This window comes from Flavobacterium sp. N1719, from assembly GCF_025947045.1.
Lineage (GTDB): Bacteria > Bacteroidota > Bacteroidia > Flavobacteriales > Flavobacteriaceae > Flavobacterium > Flavobacterium stagni.
Genome location: NZ_CP109993.1, coordinates 2394096 through 2415608 on the forward strand (window position 1 = coordinate 2394096; position 21513 = coordinate 2415608).

The 21513-nt window shown below is 39.7% G+C and carries 16 protein-coding genes and 1 tRNA gene; 13 read left to right on the forward strand and 4 right to left on the reverse strand.

The annotated features are described in order from the left end of the window. Positions 1-5: 5 nt before the first annotated feature. Positions 6-89 (reverse strand) — tRNA-Ser (locus OLM45_RS10215). A gap of 247 nt (positions 90-336) precedes the next feature. Here OLM45_RS10215 and OLM45_RS10220 point away from each other — a divergent pair. Together OLM45_RS10220 and OLM45_RS10225 are read left to right on the forward strand one after the other, a co-directional pair. Next, positions 337-1515 (forward strand): acetyl-CoA C-acyltransferase, encoded by a 1179-nt coding sequence (locus OLM45_RS10220; protein ID WP_264509852.1) that lies wholly within the window; start codon positions 337-339, stop codon positions 1513-1515. A gap of 10 nt (positions 1516-1525) precedes the next feature. Beyond that, positions 1526-2293 (forward strand): C40 family peptidase, encoded by a 768-nt coding sequence (locus OLM45_RS10225; protein ID WP_264509853.1) that lies wholly within the window; start codon positions 1526-1528, stop codon positions 2291-2293. Positions 2294-2329: 36 nt separating this feature from the next. Here OLM45_RS10225 and OLM45_RS10230 read toward each other — a convergent pair whose 3' ends face one another. Both OLM45_RS10230 and gyrA read right to left on the reverse strand, forming a co-directional pair. Next, positions 2330-3652 carry a tetratricopeptide repeat protein gene (locus tag OLM45_RS10230; protein ID WP_264509854.1) on the reverse strand — a complete coding sequence of 441 codons (1323 nt, stop codon included), beginning with the start codon at positions 3650-3652 and terminating at the stop codon, positions 2330-2332. Positions 3653-3722: 70 nt separating this feature from the next. Then, positions 3723-6278 (reverse strand): DNA gyrase subunit A, encoded by a 2556-nt coding sequence (gyrA, locus tag OLM45_RS10235; RefSeq protein WP_264509856.1) that lies wholly within the window; start codon positions 6276-6278, stop codon positions 3723-3725. A 262-nt stretch (positions 6279-6540) separates the two neighbouring features. On the opposite strand from gyrA, the gene OLM45_RS10240 reads away from it, so the two are divergent. The 9 genes from OLM45_RS10240 to OLM45_RS10280 all read left to right on the forward strand — a co-directional run bounded on the left by OLM45_RS10240 (position 6541) and on the right by OLM45_RS10280 (position 16099). Further along, positions 6541-9084, forward strand: a complete 2544-nt coding sequence (locus OLM45_RS10240; protein WP_264509858.1) for an ATP-dependent Clp protease ATP-binding subunit — start codon at positions 6541-6543, stop codon at positions 9082-9084. A 76-nt stretch (positions 9085-9160) separates the two neighbouring features. After that, a complete protein-coding gene (gene rimK / locus OLM45_RS10245) occupies positions 9161-10525 on the forward strand; it encodes a 30S ribosomal protein S6--L-glutamate ligase (RefSeq protein WP_264509860.1) in 1365 nt (454 codons plus the stop codon). Positions 10526-10588: 63 nt separating this feature from the next. After that, complete coding sequence (locus OLM45_RS10250; RefSeq protein WP_264509862.1) at positions 10589-10969, forward strand: hypothetical protein; 381 nt, start codon at positions 10589-10591, stop codon at positions 10967-10969. Between the two features lie 5 nt (positions 10970-10974). After that, positions 10975-11178 carry a hypothetical protein gene (locus tag OLM45_RS10255; RefSeq protein WP_129461112.1) on the forward strand — a complete coding sequence of 68 codons (204 nt, stop codon included), beginning with the start codon at positions 10975-10977 and terminating at the stop codon, positions 11176-11178. 10 nt (positions 11179-11188) lie between these two features. After that, complete coding sequence (locus OLM45_RS10260; RefSeq protein ID WP_264509864.1) at positions 11189-11698, forward strand: DUF421 domain-containing protein; 510 nt, start codon at positions 11189-11191, stop codon at positions 11696-11698. Positions 11699-11754: 56 nt separating this feature from the next. Next, positions 11755-12333: a TMEM175 family protein gene (locus OLM45_RS10265; protein WP_264509866.1), complete on the forward strand. Its 579-nt coding sequence runs from the start codon at positions 11755-11757 to the stop codon at positions 12331-12333. Between the two features lie 6 nt (positions 12334-12339). Continuing rightward, on the forward strand, positions 12340-12702 hold the full coding sequence (locus tag OLM45_RS10270; protein WP_264509868.1) for a DUF1304 domain-containing protein: 363 nt from the start codon (positions 12340-12342) through the stop codon (positions 12700-12702). Positions 12703-12771: 69 nt separating this feature from the next. Further along, positions 12772-14919 (forward strand): carboxypeptidase-like regulatory domain-containing protein, encoded by a 2148-nt coding sequence (locus tag OLM45_RS10275; RefSeq protein WP_264509869.1) that lies wholly within the window; start codon positions 12772-12774, stop codon positions 14917-14919. Further along, positions 14894-16099: an OmpA family protein gene (locus tag OLM45_RS10280; RefSeq protein WP_264509871.1), complete on the forward strand. Its 1206-nt coding sequence runs from the start codon at positions 14894-14896 to the stop codon at positions 16097-16099. The genes OLM45_RS10275 and OLM45_RS10280 overlap by 26 nt, the downstream gene beginning before the upstream one ends. 52 nt (positions 16100-16151) lie before the next feature. Here the strand turns inward: OLM45_RS10280 and hutH are convergent, their stop codons facing one another. Then, positions 16152-17651 carry a histidine ammonia-lyase gene (hutH, locus tag OLM45_RS10285; protein ID WP_264509873.1) on the reverse strand — a complete coding sequence of 500 codons (1500 nt, stop codon included), beginning with the start codon at positions 17649-17651 and terminating at the stop codon, positions 16152-16154. 423 nt (positions 17652-18074) lie between these two features. On the opposite strand from hutH, the gene thrA reads away from it, so the two are divergent. Continuing rightward, the gene (gene thrA / locus OLM45_RS10290) at positions 18075-20522 is read left to right on the forward strand and encodes a bifunctional aspartate kinase/homoserine dehydrogenase I (protein ID WP_264509875.1); all 2448 of its coding nucleotides are present in this window, start codon (positions 18075-18077) and stop codon (positions 20520-20522) included. Positions 20523-20532: 10 nt separating this feature from the next. Then, complete coding sequence (locus OLM45_RS10295) at positions 20533-21468, forward strand: homoserine kinase (RefSeq protein WP_264509877.1); 936 nt, start codon at positions 20533-20535, stop codon at positions 21466-21468. Positions 21469-21513: the final 45 nt, after the last annotated feature.

The window sequence follows — 21513 nt, forward strand, 5'->3', positions numbered from 1 at the left end:
AGAAGCGGAGAGACAGGGACTCGAACCCTGGCGACGGTTACCCGTCGACAGATTAGCAATCTGCTCCGTTACCACTCCGGCACCTCTCCTAATTCTTAAAAGTAAAGAACTTTCGCTCTAAAGCGGTTGCAAATGTAAAGTAACATTCTAAAAAATACAACAATTTAGGTCGATTTTTTATGAATTAATTTACGAGCTTCTTCGAAGCAATTCGTTATCAACAGTATAGCCTATAAAAAAACGACTTTACACGTAAAAACAACCCAATTTTCGGGCATATTTGGCAAAAAATAGTAGATTTGCACAACAAACAAACCAATCTAATTTTAGTGAATCATGAGTAAAAAAGTGGTTATCGTAGCAGCAGCTCGAACTCCTATAGGAAGTTTCATGGGAGCTTTATCAACTGTAACAGCCCCTCGCCTTGGTGCAGCAGCCATTAAAGGTGCTTTAGACAAAATCAATTTAGACCCTAAATTGGTCGATGAAGTCATTATGGGAAATGTCGTTCAAGCGGGTGTGGGACAAGCTCCAGCGCGTCAAGCGGCCTTGTATGCTGGATTATCTGAAGAAGTTGCCTGTACTACTGTAAATAAAGTTTGCGCTTCGGGTATGAAAGCCATTATGCAAGGTGCGCAAGCCATCATGGCGGGTGATGCTGAAATTGTGGTTGCTGGTGGAATGGAAAACATGAGTTTGATTCCGCATTATGTTCATTTGCGAAATGGTGTCAAATTTGGACCTACTTCCATGCTCGACGGAATGCAAAAAGACGGCTTAACCGATGCTTACGACAATAATGCTATGGGAGTTTGTGCCGATTTATGTGCTACAGAATATACTATTTCTCGTGAAGAACAAGACAATTTTGCCATCCAATCGTACCAACGTTCTGCACAAGCATGGGAAGCTGGAAAATTTGATACCGAAGTGGTTCCTGTAGCGGTTCCCCAACGCAAAGGTGATCCAATTATGGTAACTAAAGATGAAGAATACACCAATGTACGTTTAGATAAAATTCCAACATTAAGTCCGGTTTTCACCAAAGAAGGAACCGTAACGGCTGCTAATGCTTCAACCATCAATGATGGAGCTGCAGCTGTAGTTTTAATGAGTGAAGAAAAAGCAAAAGCGATGGGCTTAACACCTTTAGCAGTGATTCGTGGCTACGCTGATGCGGCTCAAGAACCAAAATGGTTTACCACTGCTCCGGCAAAAGCATTACCCAAAGCTTTGTCAAAAGCCGGAATTGCATTGGATGAAGTTGATTATTTCGAATTCAACGAAGCATTTTCTGTCGTTGGATTGGCCAATGCCAAAATTTTAAATTTGGATAATGACAAAGTGAATGTAAACGGTGGTGCCGTTTCATTGGGACACCCACTAGGATGTTCAGGTGCACGAATTGTTGTCACTTTGATCAATGTTTTAGCCCAAAATAATGCAAAAATTGGTGCTGCTGCTATTTGTAATGGTGGTGGTGGTGCTTCAGCATTAGTCATCGAACGATTGTAATCCAAGTCAAATGAACAAGTTTGCCATTTGTAATCTTTCCGTCATTCCATTGCGCGCTGAAGCCAGTGATCGCAGTGAAATTGTCTCGCAAGTTTTATTTGGCGAACATTTTGAGATTCTTGAAAAGGACCGTCAATGGTCCAAAATTCGTTTGCAGTTTGATCAATACGAAGGTTGGGTCGACAGCAAGCAATACCAAGAAATTTCAAAAGAGAATTATGATAAACTATCCAATGATGCAGTAATTCTGAATGCGGATTTGGTGGAATATGCGATTACTCCAGAGAACCATCTTACTCCGCTGACTTTGGGTGCGTCTTTATCATTTTTGCATCATCCTGAAATAAATAGTGCCAATTACAATTTTGAAGGATTGAAAGTCAGTGGGATAAAACCTAAAAATGAATTGATTGCCACGGCTTACATGTATTTAAATGCACCGTATTTATGGGGTGGAAAAACGCCTTTTGGTATTGATTGTTCCGGATTTACACAAATGGTGTATAAATTAAATGGGCATTCACTTTTACGCGATGCTTCTCAACAAGCCACACAAGGCGAAGTGCTTAGTTTTATTGAAGAAAGTGAACCGGGTGATTTAGCTTTCTTTGATAATGAGGAAGGGAAAATCATCCATGTGGGCATTATGTTAGAAAACAATTACATCATCCATGCCAGTGGAAAAGTTCGCATCGATCGTTTGGATCATTTGGGTATTTATAATGCAGAACAAAATCGCCATACCCATCGACTTCGAGTAATTAAGAAGATAATATAAAAAAAGCGTCCTAAAATTTAGGACGCTTTTTTTATATTATAACTTAGCTTTCATTTCTTTTACTTTATCCATTCGCTCAAGGAACTTGTATACCGTAATTAATCCGTTGATCACTTCTTTATTATCCGGTTTTAGTTCATGTGCTTTTTCCAAATAGGGCAAAACTTTATTGAATAACTTTTGGCGCTCTACTTTTAAGACATCAAATCGCTTTTGATCTTTTTCGGTATAGCCTAATTTTGCCATTTCATCGACCATTTTTTGATCGGGTTTAAGCATCGCATCCGATAAATTCAAATACGCATCCACATATTTTGGATCAATTTCAATTACTCGTTTGTAATACTTTTCAGCTTCATCGTACTGTTTATTATTGGCACTGGTCACACCTAAATTAAATATCAAAACGGCATCATTTGGATTTTTATCTAAAGCTTCTTTAATTAATCGTTGATACGTTGGAATATCATTCAATTTTAAATAAATATCCGCTTCAGAAACGATTAAGCCATCATCTGTCGGATTTTCTTTTCTAGCTTCAGAAATAGCCGTTTTTGCTTCTTCAATTTTGCCCGTTTCAATGAGAATTAAAGCTACATTTCGCATGATTTCCCCTTTACGAGAAGGTATTTTCTCTACACCAGGATTAGAATATGAACCAATTTCAACTAATTTATCACGTGTAGCTTTATCTTTAAAAGATTCTACTTTACCTCCTACTTTATTCACTGCAGTGTACAGTAATGCTTCTCCAGAATAATTAATAGCAATCAGTTCTTTATAATATTTTAATGCACTTTCATAGTCTTTTCCTTCAACCGCATAATTAGCTGCATAATATAAATTGTCTGGTTCAGCTGTATCTAATTTATATACTGCGTACAAAATTTGTGCTGAAGGCCCATATTTCTTTGCGTTACCAAGAGCAACGGCAGCATTAATTAAATTCTGCTTTAATGTTCCGGAAATACGTTCTAAATCAGAGGTCAATACTTTTTTACCTGATGTCTTTTCATAAGCCATCATTGAAGTAATTCCTTCCACCATATTCAAAACACTTTGCGGGGTGAAAATCTTTGATAATTGATTTTGCAATGACTCAGGAGTGGTTGCTGGATTAATAGTCAATGCTTCAACGTATGGAAATTGACTCTTGTAAAAAGCAGCGTACTTTTTATCATTTTCCTCAGTAGCTAAACCGTCTAATTTAGTCGATAAGCTTTTAAATTCGGCAACATCTTCTGTTTTTAATTGATCTTTTGTATATAATTTTTTCAACGATTTCAACTCGTCTTTTTGTGCAAACGAAACAAGTCCGATCAAAAGTGTTCCGCCTAAAATTACATTTTTGATTTTCATAAATTTTAGTTTAAAATAAAAAGCCATGTTCACTCGAGAGATTTCATGGCTTTTACAGTGTTATAATTATTTATTCTTCCGTTTCAGAAGTGATTTCATCATTTGAAATTTCCCCTTCAATGAAATCGGTTCCTTCCAAATCTTCAATTCCTTCTTCCTCTTCTTCTCGCATTACTTTGGTAACCGCTGCAATAGAATCATTGTTTTTAATATTAATCAAACGAACACCCTGAGTGGCACGTCCCATCACACGTAAATCAGAAACCATCATGCGGATAGTCAACCCTGATTTGTTAATGATCATCAAATCATCTTCATCGGTTACATCACAAATGGAAATCAACTGACCCGTTTTTTCGGTAATGTTTAAGGTTTTCACCCCTTTACCGCCACGGTTTGTGATACGATACACATCTTCTCCATCGTCATCTACCAATTTGGTACGTTTTCCATAACCGTTTTCAGTAACCACCAGAATTTGTTTTTCGTTCACTTCTTTCTCGTCGATGGCCACCATTCCGATAACTTCATCCGTTTCACTCGCTAAAGTAATACCGCGAACACCCGAAGCTGTACGACCCATAGGACGGGTTTTGCTTTCTTCAAAACGAACCAATTTACCCGACTTGACTGCAACCAAAACTTGACTGTTTCCAGTGGTCAATTTTGCTTCTAATAATTCGTCATCTTCACGAATGGTAATCGCATTAATACCATTTTGACGCGGACGAGAATATTGTTCCAATGGCGTTTTCTTCACCTGACCTTGTTTGGTCGCCATAATCACAAAATGATTATTGATGTATTCTTCGTCTTTTAAGTCTTTGGTACAAATGAACGCTTTTACCTTATCATCACTCTCAATATTGATTAAGTTCTGAATAGCGCGTCCTTTACTCGCTTTCGATCCTTCTGGAATTTCGTAAACACGCATCCAGAAACATTTCCCTTTTTGAGTGAAGAACAATAAGTATTGGTGGTTGGTCGCGACAAACAAATGTTCCAAGAAATCTTGGTCACGCGTTGCTGCTGATTTTTGTCCAACTCCTCCTCTATTTTGAGTTTTGTATTCCGATAATGACGTACGTTTAATATATCCGGCATGTGAAATGGTAATTACCACATTTTCATCGGCAATTAAATCCTCAATACTCACATCACCACCAGCATACACAATTTCTGAACGACGGGCATCACCGTATTTATCACGAACTTCAATCAATTCCTCTTTGATTAACTCCATACGCAATTCTTTGCTTGCCAACAAGTCTTTCAAACGTTGAATCAATTTCATGATATCATCATATTCTGCACGCAATTTGTCTTGCTCCAATCCAGTTAACTGACGTAAACGCATTTCAACAATGGCACGCGACTGAATATCCGACAAACTGAAACGCTCCATCAAGCGAGTTCGGGCTTCATCACCGTCTTTCGAACCACGAATAATGGCAATTACTTCGTCAATATTGTCAGAAGCAATAATCAAACCTTCTAAGATGTGCGCACGTTCTTCCGCTTTGCGCAATTCAAATTGCGTACGGCGAACCACTACATCATGTCGGTGTTCTACAAAATGGTGAATCAAATCTTTTAAATTCAACATTTCGGGACGACCATTCACTAAGGCAATATTGTTGACACTGAAGGACGATTGTAATTGGGTATATTTAAATAAGGTGTTCAAAACCACATTCGGAACCGCATCGCGTTTCAATTCGTATACAATACGCATACCCGTACGATCCGATTCATCACGGATATTTGAAATCCCTTCAATTTTTTTATCATTGATCAAGTCGGCCGTCTTCTTAATCATTTCGGCTTTATTCACTTGATAAGGAATCTCTGTGACAATAATAGCTTCTTTGCCGTTTACTTCTTCAAAGTTAACTTTACCGCGAATAACAACACGTCCACGGCCTGTTTTGAAAGCCTCACGAACCCCTTCATAACCGTAAATCACCCCACCTGTTGGAAAATCAGGGGCTTTGATGTGCTGCATTAATTCATCGATTTCGATGTCGTTATTGTCAATGTAAGCTAAAGTTCCATCCACAACCTCAGTTAAATTGTGCGGTGGCATATTAGTAGCCATACCAACTGCAATCCCTGATGCACCATTAATTAACAGGTTAGGAATACGCGTAGGCATCACTTTGGGCTCATATAAGGTATCGTCAAAGTTCAACTGGAAATCCACCGTCTCTTTGTCAATATCTGCCATAATGTCTTCTGACATCTTTTTCATACGGGCTTCCGTATAACGCATGGCCGCCGGACTGTCACCGTCAATCGAACCAAAGTTCCCTTGACCGTCTACCAAAAGGTAGCGTAAACTCCACTCCTGCGCCATACGCACCATGGCATCATATACTGAGCTATCACCGTGCGGGTGGTACTTACCAAGGACCTCCCCAACGATTCTCGCTGATTTTTTGTGTGCTCTGTTTGAAAAAACGCCCAAGTCATACATTCCGTACAACACACGTCGGTGTACCGGTTTTAAACCGTCACGAACATCCGGAAGTGCGCGGGAAACGATTACCGACATCGAATAATCGATGTAGGCACTCTTCATTTCGTCTTCAATGTTGATAGGAATTAACTTCTCTCCGTCAGACATATACTAAAATTTTTAATAGTTTTTGGTTCAAATATTCAAACACGCAATATACATCTTTTTACCTTTTTCTAAAGAAATACACCTTGCTTATTTCGACTTTTTATTAACAAAATCGAGGGTTGAAACAGTTAATAAATCGACGTTAATTCCTTTTTAATATTGCGCATTTTTTTGTCATTTTACTGACAGGCACTGCCACGGAATGATTTTTGCAAAACCCAACAAAAATCAGTAGTTTTACTAAACCCATAATTGAATTCCTATGGATGATAATTTTTCACCCCGCGTCAAAGATGTAATCACGTACAGTAAAGAGGAAGCCTTGCGTTTAGGCCACGACTTTATAGGTACTGAACATCTCATGCTCGGTATTTTACGCGACGGAAATGGAAAGGCCATCACTATACTCAATAATCTCTCCGTAGATCTTGACCACTTGCGTAGAAAAGTCGAAGTATTAAGTCCGCCCAATCCTGCCGCAGACCATAGCATTGAAAAGAAAAATCTGCATTTGACTCGACAAGCCGAACGCGCTTTGAAAACTACTTTCTTAGAAGCGAAAGTTTTTCAAAGTACGTCCATCAGTACTGCACACCTATTATTGTGCATATTAAGAAACGAAAATGATCCGACAACCAAGTTATTGAATAAGTTGAAAATCGACTATGAAATAGCTAAAGAACAATATTTGCAAATGACTCCAAAAGACGAAGATTTCATGGAAAACTTGCCGAAAAACGAATCGTTCAATGACGATTCCGGCCAAGATGAGGGTATGAAAGGCGAAAGCTTTAATAACCCTACCAATAAATCCAATAAAAAATCAAAAACTCCTGTCTTAGATAATTTTGGTCGCGACCTGACCGAATTGGCCGAAGAAGGAAAATTAGATCCTGTAGTAGGACGCGAAAAAGAAATCGAGCGTGTTTCTCAAATTTTGAGCCGTCGTAAGAAAAATAATCCCCTGTTAATTGGTGAGCCTGGTGTGGGTAAATCGGCTATTGCAGAAGGATTGGCCTTGCGTATCATTCAAAAGAAAGTATCGCGTATCCTTTTTAATAAACGGGTGGTTACTTTGGACTTGGCTTCTTTAGTAGCGGGAACCAAATACCGCGGTCAATTTGAAGAGCGTATGAAAGCTGTCATGAATGAGTTAGAGAAAAATGACGACATCATTCTTTTCATTGACGAAATTCATACTATTGTAGGTGCTGGTGGCGCAACGGGTTCTTTGGATGCTTCCAATATGTTCAAACCGGCCTTAGCACGAGGCGAAATCCAATGTATTGGTGCCACAACGCTTGATGAATACCGTCAGTATATTGAAAAAGACGGTGCCTTGGAGCGTCGTTTTCAAAAAGTAATTGTAGAACCTACTTCGGTTCCTGAAACGATTACCATTTTGAATAACATCAAAAACAAATACGAAGATCACCATAATGTGACCTATACTCCAGAAGCTATTGAAGCGTGTGTGAAGTTGACCGATCGTTATATGTCGGAACGTTTTCTTCCGGACAAGGCTATCGATGCTTTGGATGAAGCGGGTTCGCGCGTACACATTACCAATATTGATGTGCCTAAACAAATTTTGGATTTGGAACGTCAATTGGAAGAAGTTCGCGATTTGAAAAATTCGGTAGTAAAACGCCAGAAATACGAAGAGGCTGCCAAACTTCGTGACGATGAGAAAAAGTTGGAAAAAGAATTAGCTATTGCTCAAGAACAGTGGGAAGAAGATTCTAAAAACAACCGTGTTCAAGTAACGGAAGATAACGTAGCCGATGTGGTTTCTATGATGACCGGAATTCCGGTGAACCGCATTGCGCAAACTGAAAGTAATAAATTAGCGAGTTTACCTGAACTCCTTCAAGGTAAGGTAATTGGTCAAAATGACGCCGTACTTAAAATTGCGCGTTCGATCCAACGTAATCGTGCCGGACTAAAAGACCCGAATCGTCCTATTGGCTCGTTCATCTTCTTGGGATCGACCGGAGTTGGAAAAACGCAATTGGCGAAAGTATTAGCCAAAGAACTATTCGATTCAGAAGATGCTTTGGTACGTATTGATATGAGTGAATACATGGAGAAATTTGCCATTTCTCGTTTAATCGGAGCACCTCCGGGATACGTGGGATACGAAGAAGGCGGTCAATTGACTGAAAAAGTGCGTCGCAAACCTTATTGTGTGGTGCTTTTGGACGAAATTGAAAAAGCGCATCCCGATGTATTCAACATGATGCTTCAGGTTTTGGATGACGGTTATTTGACCGATAGTTTAGGTCGAAAAATTGATTTCAAAAACACCATCATCATTATGACTTCCAATGTGGGCGCGCGTCAGTTGAAAGACTTTGGCCAAGGTGTCGGATTTGGTACCGCAGCTAAAGTAGCACAAGCCGATGATCATTCAAAAGGCATCATTGAAAATGCATTAAAGAAAACATTTGCACCTGAATTCCTAAACCGTATTGACGATGTAATTGTGTTTAATGCGTTAGAAAAAGAAGATATCGATAAAATCATCGAAATTGAATTGGCCAAATTGTATGTTCGCATCGCTGATTTAGGCTACAAATTGAAATTATCAGACAAAGCCAAAGCGTTTATTGCTGACAAAGGTTTTGACAAACAATTTGGAGCACGTCCATTGAAAAGAGCGATTCAAAAATATGTTGAAGATACTTTAGCAGAAGAAATTATCACTTCCAAAATTAATTCGGGTGATGAAATCTTCATGGATATTGAAGACGGCTCAGATGAACTAACGGTTACGGTTCAAAAAACAGAAGAACCAACGAATTAATAATTTTATAACCTAAAATACAAACCACGATTGACCGAAATCTATTTATTTCGTTTATTCGTGGTTTCTTTTTATTATGCAAAAACTCATCTTAGGTTCTGAAGAATGGTGTGGATTTCCTGAATTAGGATTACCATCCATTAAAGCCCGTGTCGACTCTGGAGCAAAAACGTCCGCGCTGCATGCGTTGAACATTGCCCCTTTTCAAAAGGATGGCGAAACATGGGTAAAATTTGACATCAATCCCATTCAAAAAAACCAAAAAACCATCATACATTGTGAAGCCAAATTGATCGACAAACGCATTGTTAAAAGTTCGAGCGGCTACCGGGAACAACGTTATGTAATTCAAACCGAACTAAAAATTGGCGAGGAATCATGGACAGCGGAAGTAACGTTAACCAATCGTGATTCCATGGGATTCCGTATGTTATTGGGCCGTGAAGCAATGAGTGGGCGAATCTTAGTCGATCCAGAGCAAAAGTATTTGTTGGGCGAACCTACTCCCGAATATTTAAAAGAAATTTACCAGAAATCGGTTGCCCAAAAAACGGGCTTACGCATCGGACTCCTAGCCAGCAATCCCGAATTGTACAGCAACCGCCGTATTATTGAAGCGGGAGAAGCACGCGGTCATGAAATGCATTTTTTGAACATCAAAGAATGTTATATGAAATTGGATGCGGACAAACCCGAAATTCATTACCGTGGCGGTAAAATACTCGATAATTTTGACGCCATCATTCCGCGTATTCGTCCGAGTATCACTTTTTATGGCTGTGCGTTAACCCGTCAATTTGAAGCCATGAAAGTGTATTGTTTGAATTCGGCCAAAGCCATTACGCAATCGCGTGACAAACTGTATTCCCTGCAATTATTGTTACATCATGGTATTGATATTCCCACGACAGGTTTTGCCAATTCGCCTTTGGATACCGACGACTTGATTAAAATGGTGGGCGGAACCCCCTTGATTGTAAAATTATTAGAAGGCACTCAAGGTAAAGGTGTGGTTTTGGCAGAAACCAAAAAAGCAGCTGAATCCGTAATTAACGCATTTAAAAGTTTGAATGCGAATATTTTGGTACAAGAATTCATTAAAGAAGCGGATGGAAAAGATTTGCGTTTGTTTGTTGTGGATGGAAAAGTGGTAGCGGCCATGCAACGTGAAGCCGCTCCTGGTGAATTTAGAGCCAACATTCACATGGGCGGAACTGCTTCTGTCGTGAAAGTTACCCCCGATGAAAAACGTATCGCCATTAAAGCGGCCAAAGCCATGGATTTAAAAGTAGCCGGGGTTGATATTATTCGTTCGTCGAAAGGTCCGTTGTTGCTTGAAGTAAATTCGTCCCCCGGACTAGAAGGAATTGAAGGTGCTACCAACAAAGACATCGCTGGTGAGATGATTAAATCCATTGAGAAAAGTATTAAATGGAAATAAGCCTTTGAATTTCATTGTTTTCAATTTAATTCCCTAATTTTAAACATTATTCCCTCTTTAATCATGCGAAGTCTACTCTTTTCTTTTTTCTTTATTTTGTTAAGCAGTTCTTTAATGGCGCAAAAAGATTGCAATGCTTATCGTAATGGTAAATTCAAATTAGTGGATGCCGCATCAAAAACGACTTACCTTATTGAGCGAAAAGGCAAACTTCAAACCGAATCAATTGTGGGTACCTCTGATAAATTGGATTTTATTGTGAATTGGATTGATGATTGCACCTACAGTTTGACACCCACTCCAAAAACACAGGAAATTCTAAAATCAGATTTAGTTGTTTACACAAAAATTATTGGTATTAATTCAAAAGAATTGGTACTGGTAACCTACATGAAAGATGTTCCCAATTCTGAAATTGAAATGAAAGTACAAATCATCGAATAATCATTATGAAGAAAAAATACATTCCCTCGTTAATTATTTCATCTAAAGCCACATTGATTCTATTTTTGGGCATCGTTTTCAATTTCACCAATCAACCGGAATCCATGATTATGTTCGGAATTGCTGGTTTTTTGTACTGTGTCGCTTTGATTGTGTTTTTTATCATGAATTCTTTAAACAAAGACGGCAAGGAAACGTCCATTTTCTAATTAAAGTTCAATGAATGCGTATTTTGACATCATCTTTAGAAGTGTTTGTGTCTATCTTTTCATGATTGCCGCCATTCGGCTCTTTGGCAAAAAAGAATTATCACAACTCAATACGGCAGATGTCATTTTGATTTTATTGATTAGTAATGCCGTTCAAAATGCCATGGTAGGCAGTAATACCGGTTTGATTGGCGGATTAGTTGCAGCCTTAGCCTTATTTATCATCAACTTTTTTTTCAAAAAACTAATGTTCTACATTCCCGCTTTGAAAAAATTAGTCCAAGACAAACCCGAGATTTTGGTGCATAATGGAACTGTAGAATTCAAAACGTTGGCGAAATTAGGGATAACCCACGACGAACTCATGGAAGCCATCCGTGAGCACGGAATCGAACACTACCAGGAAGTGCGTTTAGCCATGTTGGAAATCGATGGGAATATTAGCGTGATATCAGGTGATGCGCAATTAAAACAAACCAAACACAAAAGGAGAATTCATAAGACTTTGGGGAATGTGTAGTGACAGTGAACAGTAATCAGTGAACTGTCATTCTAAATTCTAAATTCTAAAATAAGATGAACAAAAACCGATTAGAAGCCTTTAGTGACGGCGTTTTAGCCATCATTATAACAATCATGGTTCTGGAATTGAAAGTTCCCGAAGGCATTGATTGTGACGCTATTCAACCGCTGCTTCCTAAGTTTTTTGCCTACATTTTGAGTTTTATTTATGTGGGAATCTATTGGAACAACCACCACCACATGTTGCATACGGTAAAACGAGTAACGGGTAGTATTCTGTGGGCCAACTTGCATTTGTTGTTTTGGCTTTCGTTAATTCCTTTTGTAACGGCTTGGGCGGGAGACAACAATTTTGCCGCCTTCCCGATGATGCTGTATGGTATCATTTTACTTTGTAATGCCATTGCCTACTTCATTTTACAAAATGTTATTATTCACCATCATGGCAAAGAAGAAGCCGCTTTAGCCAAAGCTATAGGCAAAGATTGGAAAGGAAAAGGTTCGGTCATACTTTATGCCTGCGCCATATTATTTGCCAATTCCTATGCTTGGATTGCTGGAACAATTTATATAATCGTTGCCTTAATCTGGTTGGTCCCCGACAAACGTATTGAACGTATCCTAGAAAATTAATTTATTATGCCAATACTCACAAAAATAATCCTCGTTGTAATCGCGCTATTACATGCGTACATTTTATGGTTGGAAATGTTTGCTTGGACGACCCGAGCAAAGAAAGTATTCAAAACGATTCCTGAAGAATTGTTTGAAAAAACAAAAGTTTTAGCTGCTAATCAAGGCTTATATAACGGTTTTTTAGCGGCCGGACTTTTGTGGTCGTTAGCCATTTCCGATCCAATTTGGTCCAAAAATGTGGCTTTATTTTTCCTAATTTGTGTATTTGTCGCAGGAATATATGGCGCAGCAACCGCTTCAAAACGCATTTTTTATGTGCAAAGTGTACCCGCAATTCTTGGAATACTAAGCATCATTTTAATTTAAGTTTATCTATTTTTTTACCTTTTCCAACCTTTTCAATACTAATGGCCTCTTTTATTAAAAAGAGACATTATGAAACCATTCCCTACCCTTTCTTCGGCTAAATTCTACGTTTGCCTTGCAATTGTTTTATGCCAAATCGCAATCGGACAAACCATTCGTGGTAAAATCTTGAGTTCGAATCCCGAAGCCACAGCTTCCCTAGAAATTCACAATTTAACTAATAATCATGCAACACTCACTTCAAAAGAAGGCACTTTTGAAATAAAAGGAGATTTAGGTAATTCCCTTCAATTCTATTATGAAGGCGAAAAATACATTGTGAATGTTTCGAACACCCATTTTTGTAGCATCAAAATTGACAAATTAGTTAAGGAACGCGAACAAGCTGCCCTCAAAAGTGAAAAAAAAGCAGCACAAAAAAATAAACGCGCCAATCGTAAATACAAACATTACAATAAAAAACCGCTTGCATTAATTTCCAACGACCATGAGCGCTATAAAAACCCCTATAAAAATAGTGTCATCGGACGTATCTCAGATAAATATGCCTCACTTCCCTTAGCCACTGTGCAAATCAAAGGAAAAACCATTGCCGTTCAAACCGATATTGATGGATATTTCGGAATCGATGCGAAAATTGGCGATATTTTGATAATTCAATATATTGGTTATGAAACTAGTGAAATCAAAGTAACGCATCCTATTATGAATGTCGTTTTACAAGAAAATACAATGACATTATCTGAAGTTGTAGTAACGGGTTACACAACCAAACATAAAGCAAAAATGACCAGTAGTGTCGAACGTGTAAGCGTTAGTGAGTCTGTTGCAAGTGATAAAGAAATACTCAGCGCTGCTGCCCTTTCTACTTCGGGTTCAAGTTCCACAGCTCCCAAGGCTGGCCAACTAACCGCTACTGAAGTTAATGATTTCAGTCATTATACCTATTGGCAAGGACTCACCGAAAGCGAACTGAATCAATGGAAAAACTACTGGAAAATCTGTCCCACGCAGCGGTATTCTTTGGTTATAAAAAATGAAAAAGGCTTTCCTATTGTAAATAAAAAAGTTTTCCTAAAATCAGGTGAAACAACACTTTGGGTAGGTCGAACCGACAATACTGGTCGTGCTGAATTGTGGAATACTCCTGAAACTACGAGTATTAATGCAGGAAGCGGACTCCAAATTACAGATGAAAAAGGTACTGTATTAGCTGCTACTGCCAAAGAATTTCACGAAGGCATCAACTCCTACACCTACGCTACAGATTGTACTTCAAAAGTGAAAATCAATATCGGATTCATGATCGACGCCACGGGTTCAATGGGTGACGAAATCAGCTATTTGCAATCGGAATTATATGATGTGATCGAAAAAACCAAACAACATTTACCCGAGTCGGAAGTGAAAATGAGCAGTTTATTCTATCGGGATACCAGCGACGATTATGTGGTAAAAAACTTTGATTTTACAGCCAATATTCCGAATGTGATTGATTTTATCAAAAAACAAAATGCGGGCGGCGGTGGCGATTATCCCGAGGCCGTAATTGAAGGTTTAGACAATGCCATCCATCAAATGAGCTGGGAAGACGAGGCGACCTCAAAATTACTTTTTGTGGTTTTGGATGCGCCACCCCATTATTCAGAAGCCAATGTGAAAAAATTACATGAATTGTGCCGTCAAGCCGCTGAAAAAGGGATTCGCATAATTCCGCTCGCGGCCAGTGGAATCGACAAATCCACCGAGTATCTAATGCGAGCTTTGGCCTTGGAAACCAATGGAACCTACCTCACATTAACCAACCATAGCGGTATCGGAGATAACCACATTGCGCCTTCCGCGGAAAGTACCAAAGTGGAAATGCTCAACGAATTACTGTTGCGAATTATTCAGCAATTTGGTGCAGTCAATCGTTGTGATCAAAAAGAAGAGGATTTTGCACAAAATTCAATCCTGAACGAACAAAGCGCCAAAGACAAACCCATTACGTTTACCTATGCGCCCAACCCAACAACTGATTTAGTGACTATTCGCATTGACGTTCCTGCCCATGAGGTCTTTTTATTTGACACTACAGGAAAATTGATTTTTTACAAAACCGATAAAGCAACAGAATACACACTTGATCTTACCGGATTACCTAATGCGGTTTATTATTTGAAAGTTGCCACTGAAGAAAAAATCTTCTATGGAAAAATTATTAAACGAAGTTAAGCTACATCCCATGAAATATCTATTTTTCTGCTTATTCCCTAGTTTACTTTTTCAAGCTTGGGCTCAAAAAAACACCCAGCAATCAGCAATGATTGTCTACTTTGACACCAACCAATTTCGGTTAACGAATGAACATCGGCAACAATTGGATTCGCTTTTTCCATTTGAAAAAGGTACAGGATTAAAACATGAATTTCTTGTTACAGGCTACACCGACGAAACAGGTCCGCTATCCTACAACGAATGGCTTTCAGAACAACGGGCGTGTGCGGTGTCGGACTATTTGGAAACCAAAGGAAGTCAAGCCGATTTTCAATGCTTTGTGAATGGAAATGGTATTTATTCGGAAGAAGAAAACAATGCGCGACAACGCAGGGTTATGGTCGAACATAGACGCATTCGGGGTTGTGGTTTGATGGAAGAAAGGATGGATACGATTGCTTTTGCTCCACCCTATTTCAAAAACATTGCGGCCTATTTTGATACCAAAAGCATGATTCGCGATCGGGTTTTTGCCATCGATACCAACGAAAATTTAATCAAAACGGCAGGAATGTATTTGTTCGAACCCAACGAGGAACAATTTAAAAATTTAGCGCCCAACACTGTCGTCCGCTTTTGTTTTCCTTTGGCAAAAGGCAAGAAATTTGATCCCGATATGAAAGTTTGGCGTTTGGTTATCAATGAAAAAGGCGAAAAACGTTGGGAAGAAACAACGGTTCCAGTGCGCTTTAATCCGGATTCCAATTGCTATGAAGTCGGTATGAATTGCATTTATTTGCCCGGAGAACGCGGGTTAAACATTGATAAAAACCGACCTATTTCCGAAATGGAAATTGAAATTTCGTTTTATAAAAATGTAGCATGTTTGGATGTCGAACTCACAGATGCTGATTTTTCAGCTGTGGATGAGAACAGGAACCATAAAATTTATCAATTTATTGGGTTGACAACGCAAGAAACGGGTTATTTCAAAGGGAAATTTAGAAAAAATGGCCTTGAACATGAATTGAGTTTTCCGCTAACGAGTTGTACCAAAACAGAATATCCCGACGGAAGAAAAGCCTATTATCTCTCCGAAAAAAGCCATTTTTGGGTGGATGGAAAAGAGTTCAACGGTCCGCGAAATCTTTGGCAACGCATTGGAGATTGGTTTCGGAAAAAAGAAGAACCGTTGTAAAAGGAATCAGGTTTCTTCCGTAAAAAATGGAAGAAACCTGAAATCTTTGGTTTTATTCTAAATCAATGACAAAACTTCTTAAAAACGCCACCGATTTTTCAATATCGTAATGTAAAATGCGGTCCACTTCAACCAGCGGCACTTCTTCACGGTACGATTTCAAGAAACTTTCTAAAAATTCACTGCTGCGAAGTGGTCTTCTGAATTCAATCGCCTGCGAAGCATTCATCAACTCGATGGCTAAAATTCGCTCCAAATTGTCCACAATGCGTAAGGCTTTAGTGGCGGCATTGGATCCCATACTTACGTGATCTTCTTGTCCGTTGCTGGAAACAATACTATCAACCGAAGCTGGTGTCGCCAGTTGTTTGTTCTGACTCACAATGCTCGCTGCCGTGTATTGCGGAATCATGAACCCCGAATTGAGTCCGGGATCATTCACCAAGAAAGCGGGCAATCCACGTAAACCGGAGATCAATTGGTAGGTACGGCGTTCTGAGATGTTTCCGATTTCGGCCAAAGCTATTCCCATAAAATCCAAGGCCAAGGCCAAGGGTTGACCGTGGAAATTACCTCCAGAAATAATTTTATCGCTTTCGCGGAATATATTCGGGTTATCGGTCACCGAATTGATTTCCGTTTTAAACACTTTTTTCACATAATCCAAGGCATCTTTACTCGCCCCATGCACTTGTGGAATACAACGGAACGAATACGGATCTTGTACGTGTTGTTTGGGTTGCCCAATGATTTCGCTGCCTTCCAACAAATCGCGCATGCGTTCTGCCGTGGTCACCTGCCCTTTGTGCGGACGAACGTAATGAATCAAATCATCAAATGGTTCGATACGACCGTCAAAACCCTCTAAGGAAATAGCCGCTACAACGTCTGCCAAATAAGTATATTTTAAAGCTTTTAGAAGTACATAACAACCGTAAGCGCTCATAAATTGGGTACCGTTTAACAACGCTAATCCTTCTTTAGATTGAAGAACAATGGGTTCCCACCCTCTGTTTTGCAACACTTTAGCCGCAGGTTGGCGGAAACCATCTACATACACTTCGCCTTCACCAATCAAGGGCAAACACAAATGGGCTAAGGGTGCTAAATCACCACTGGCGCCCAACGAACCTTGTTCATAAACAATGGGAAGGATATCGTTATTATAAAAGTCAATCAAGCGCTCCACCGTGGCCAATTGCACACCAGAGTGTCCATAACTCAACGATTGTACTTTCAATAAAAGCATCAATTTGACAATCTCATGTGGTACTTCGGGGCCGGTTCCACACGCATGCGACTTCATCAAATTCACCTGCAATTGGGATAGGTTTTCATTTGAAATTTTCACATTGCACAACGAACCAAAACCGGTATTGATTCCGTAAATGGGTTCGCTTTGTGCCGCCATCTTGGCATCCAAATACTCCCGACACTTGATAATACTCACTTTGGCATCTTCAGATAACGCTAAGGTTTTTCCTTGATAAACGATTTCATGAAGTTGTTCTAACGTTAAAACTTCCGAACTGATGTAATGAATAGTGTCCATAATTGCTTGATTTGTGCCCAAAATTCAACAAACCCAAGAGAATATGCAACTAAATACCCGACATTTTTTTAGCATATCCTTAAATTCTGCAGTTTTAAAAATCAAATCTTGAAAAATCAGTTTTCGATAACGATGTAACTCTATCATATTCGTAAAAGTATCGAGCAAACTTTGATATTAAATGCAATGTTTTAACTTTGTCTTTATGAAATTAACATCGAAAACAACGTTTTATACTTTTTCAGCCACAACTCCGGCTGTTGTTTTCTATGGCACAACCACCACGACCCCATAAGGGGTTCATTGTACACATATCGTCCTTTCGCGGATGCTTTATAAAAGCATGCCAACACTTGTATTCAAAACTTATTTCATTATTATCAGTTCCCCTAAAAACTTGATACTTAAACTTGAAACCACAACATGAAAACCCTTAAATTCGGCGGAACCTCAGTAGCCAACGCCGCCAACATACAAAAATGCCTTTCGATTATTTTAGAAAAAGCCAAACACGATCGTTTAGCTGTGGTTGTTTCTGCTTTTAGTGGAGTAACCGACTTACTACTGCAAGCTTCAGAAAAAGCAGCTGCAAAAGACACGGGTTACCGCTTACTGTTTCAAGAAATTGAAGGCAAACACAAAACGGCTATTGACGAACTAATTCCGGTAGTGGAACAAGTAGAAATTATTGGGGCTGTACAATCGGAATTGCAACAGCTAAAAACCTTATTGGACGGCTGTTATTTGTTGGGTGAAAGAAGTCCGAGAACCGCTGATGCCATTGCAGGGATGGGCGAACTCCTTTCCGCACAAATTATAGCCAAAGCGCTGCAACTCCAATTGCCTGAAAGTAGCTTCAAAGACAGCCGGGAGTTGATCGTCACTGATGCCAATTACGGCAAAGCCCAAGTGGATTTTGAAATAACCAATACTTTAATTCAGGATTACTTTTCATCATCCAATCAAAAAGTTACACTATTACCAGGATTCATTGCGCGCGACAAAAACAACAATACCACAACATTAGGCCGTGGCGGCTCCGACTATACCGCAGCCATTATTGCCAACGGAGTTCAAGCCAATGATTTGGAAATTTGGACCGATGTCAACGGGATGTTTACCGCCAATCCAAAATTGGTCAAACAAGCCCAACCCATCGCAACCATCTCCTATCAAGAAGCGATGGAATTGTCGCATTTTGGTGCCAAAGTACTCTACCCGCCTACGATTCAACCTGTATTGAAATCCCAAATACCGATTTGGATCAAAAATACCTTCGAACCCAATGCAGAAGGCACTTTCATTTGCGCCCATCCTGAAGGTGTAACCAACCCTATTAAAGGCATTTCTCATATCGATAAAATTGCTTTGGTAACCTTGGAAGGCTCCGGAATGATTGGCGTTGCAGGTTCGTCCAAACGTTTGTTTGAAGTGTTATCACGCGAACAAATCAATGTGATTTTCATCACCCAAGCTTCATCGGAACATTCGATTTGTGTGGGGATTCAAGCGCAAGATGCCTCCAAAGCACAAGCTGCAATTAACACTGAATTTGCGCTAGAAATTACGCAAGGTAAAATCGATACTTGCCAAGTGGAAACTGAACTTTGCATTGTCGCTTTAGTGGGTGAAAACATGAAAAACCATCAGGGAATTTCAGGGAAAATGTTTAGCACCTTAGGGAAAAACAATGTCAACATTCGCGCCATTGCCCAAGGTGCTTCTGAACGAAACATTTCGGTGGTTATCAATGAAAAAGATGTCAAAAAAGCATTGAATACATTGCACGAACGCTTTTTTGAAGACAATCTGAAACAGTTGAATTTATTTGTGATGGGCGTTGGAAACGTGGGGGAAAAGTTTTTGGATCAAATTCACCAACAGAAAAAGTTTTTAAAAGAAAATTTGAAACTGAATGTACGCGTGGTCGCTTTAGCCAATTCCAAGAAAATGGTTTTTGAAGAAGAAGGAATTGCTTTAAAAGATTGGAAAGCTGCACTCGAACAGGGAGTACCTGCAGATGCACAACAATTTATCGCTAAGGTAAAATCACTTAACCTGCGTAACAGTATTTTTGTGGACAATACCGCCAATGAATCGGTAGCGATGTTGTACGAACATTTTCTAAAAGAATCCGTAGCTGTTGTAACCTGTAATAAAATTGCTTGTTCGTCGGATTATCCGCATTATCGCAAACTCAAAGACTTGTCCCGTCAATACAATGCCCCCTTTTTGTTTGAAACCAACGTAGGTGCCGGATTACCCATTATTGACACCTTAAAACACCTCATCGCCTCCGGAGATAAAGTACATAAAATTCAGGCTGTTTTATCGGGGAGTTTGAATTTTATCTTCAATAATTTCAGTTCGACCTACAGTTTCCATGATGTGGTAAAAGAAGCGGGTGTTCAAGGATTTACCGAACCCGATCCAAAAATCGATTTAAGTGGTGTGGATGTAGCTCGAAAAATACTTATTCTCATTCGGGAAAGTGGGTATCAAATGAATATGGAAGCCATTGACAACCGTTGTTTCTTACCGGAAGCCTGTATGCAAACCACCAACAACCCCGATTTCTTTGCCTCATTGATCCAACATGAAGCGCATTTCAATGCGTTATTGGATGAAGCCAAAGTCAAAGACTGTCGTATCAAGTTTGTCGCCGAATTTGATCAAGGAAAAGCTTCGGTCGGATTGCAGTTTATTCCCAAAGAGCATCCGTTTTATAATTTGGAAGGAAAAGATAATATTGTCTTATTTTACACCGACCGTTATGTCGACCAACCCTTGTTGATTAAAGGTGCGGGCGCTGGAGCTGCGGTTACGGCTTCTGGAATTTTTGCCGATGTAATCCGAATTGGTAATTTTTAAATAAAAAGTGATGACCGAACTAAAACTCTTTGCTCCGGCTTCGATTGCCAATTTGAATTGTGGCTTTGACGTCATTGGTGTTTGCTTGCAAGCTATTGGTGATGAAATGATCTTTCGAAAAGTAACTGAAAAAGGATTGCGAATAACCAAAATCACAGGCGCTACTTTGCCTTTCGAAATCGATAAAAACGTTGCCGGAGTAGCCGCACAGGCCGTATTGGATCAAGTGGGCGAACCCGATTTTGGAATTGAAATCGAAATCCACAAAAAAATACGAGCCGGAAGTGGCATTGGAAGTTCGTCGGCAAGTGCTTCAGGAGCTGCGTTTGGAATCAATGCCCTTTTGGGGTATCCGCTTTCCAAAAAAGAATTGCTTAATGCAGCGATGAAAGGCGAAGCCATTGCAAGCGGATGTGAACATGCGGATAATGTTGCCCCTTGTATGTTGGGCAACTTCACCTTAATTCGCGGTTACGGTCCGTTGGATGTGGTCGAAATTCAAGCACCGAGCGAACTATTTGCCGTTGTACTCCACCCGCAAATTGAGTTAAAAACTGCCGATGCACGAGCCGTTTTGGAACCCACTATTTCTTTAAAATCGGCGATTACCCAATGGGGCAATGTGGGCGGACTTGTTGCCGGACTATGTACCCAAGATTATGCGTTGATTGGACGTTCGTTGCAAGATGTGGTCATCGAACCTTTGCGAAAGGGACTCATTCCGTTTTTTGACGAACTCAAGTCGGCCGCACAACACAGCGGCGCTCTGGGTGCGGGAATCTCGGGAGCCGGACCTTCCGTTTTTGCTTTATGCAAAGGCATTTCCCAAGCGGAAAAAACGGCCTTTGCCATGAGTCAGGCCTATTTGGAAACCGGTATTGCCTTTGACATCCACATTTCAGCCATTGATACCGAAGGGGTTCGTATTTTAGAATCTATCGCTTAACTTGAAACCTGAAACTTGAAACTTGAAACCTGAAACTTGAAACCT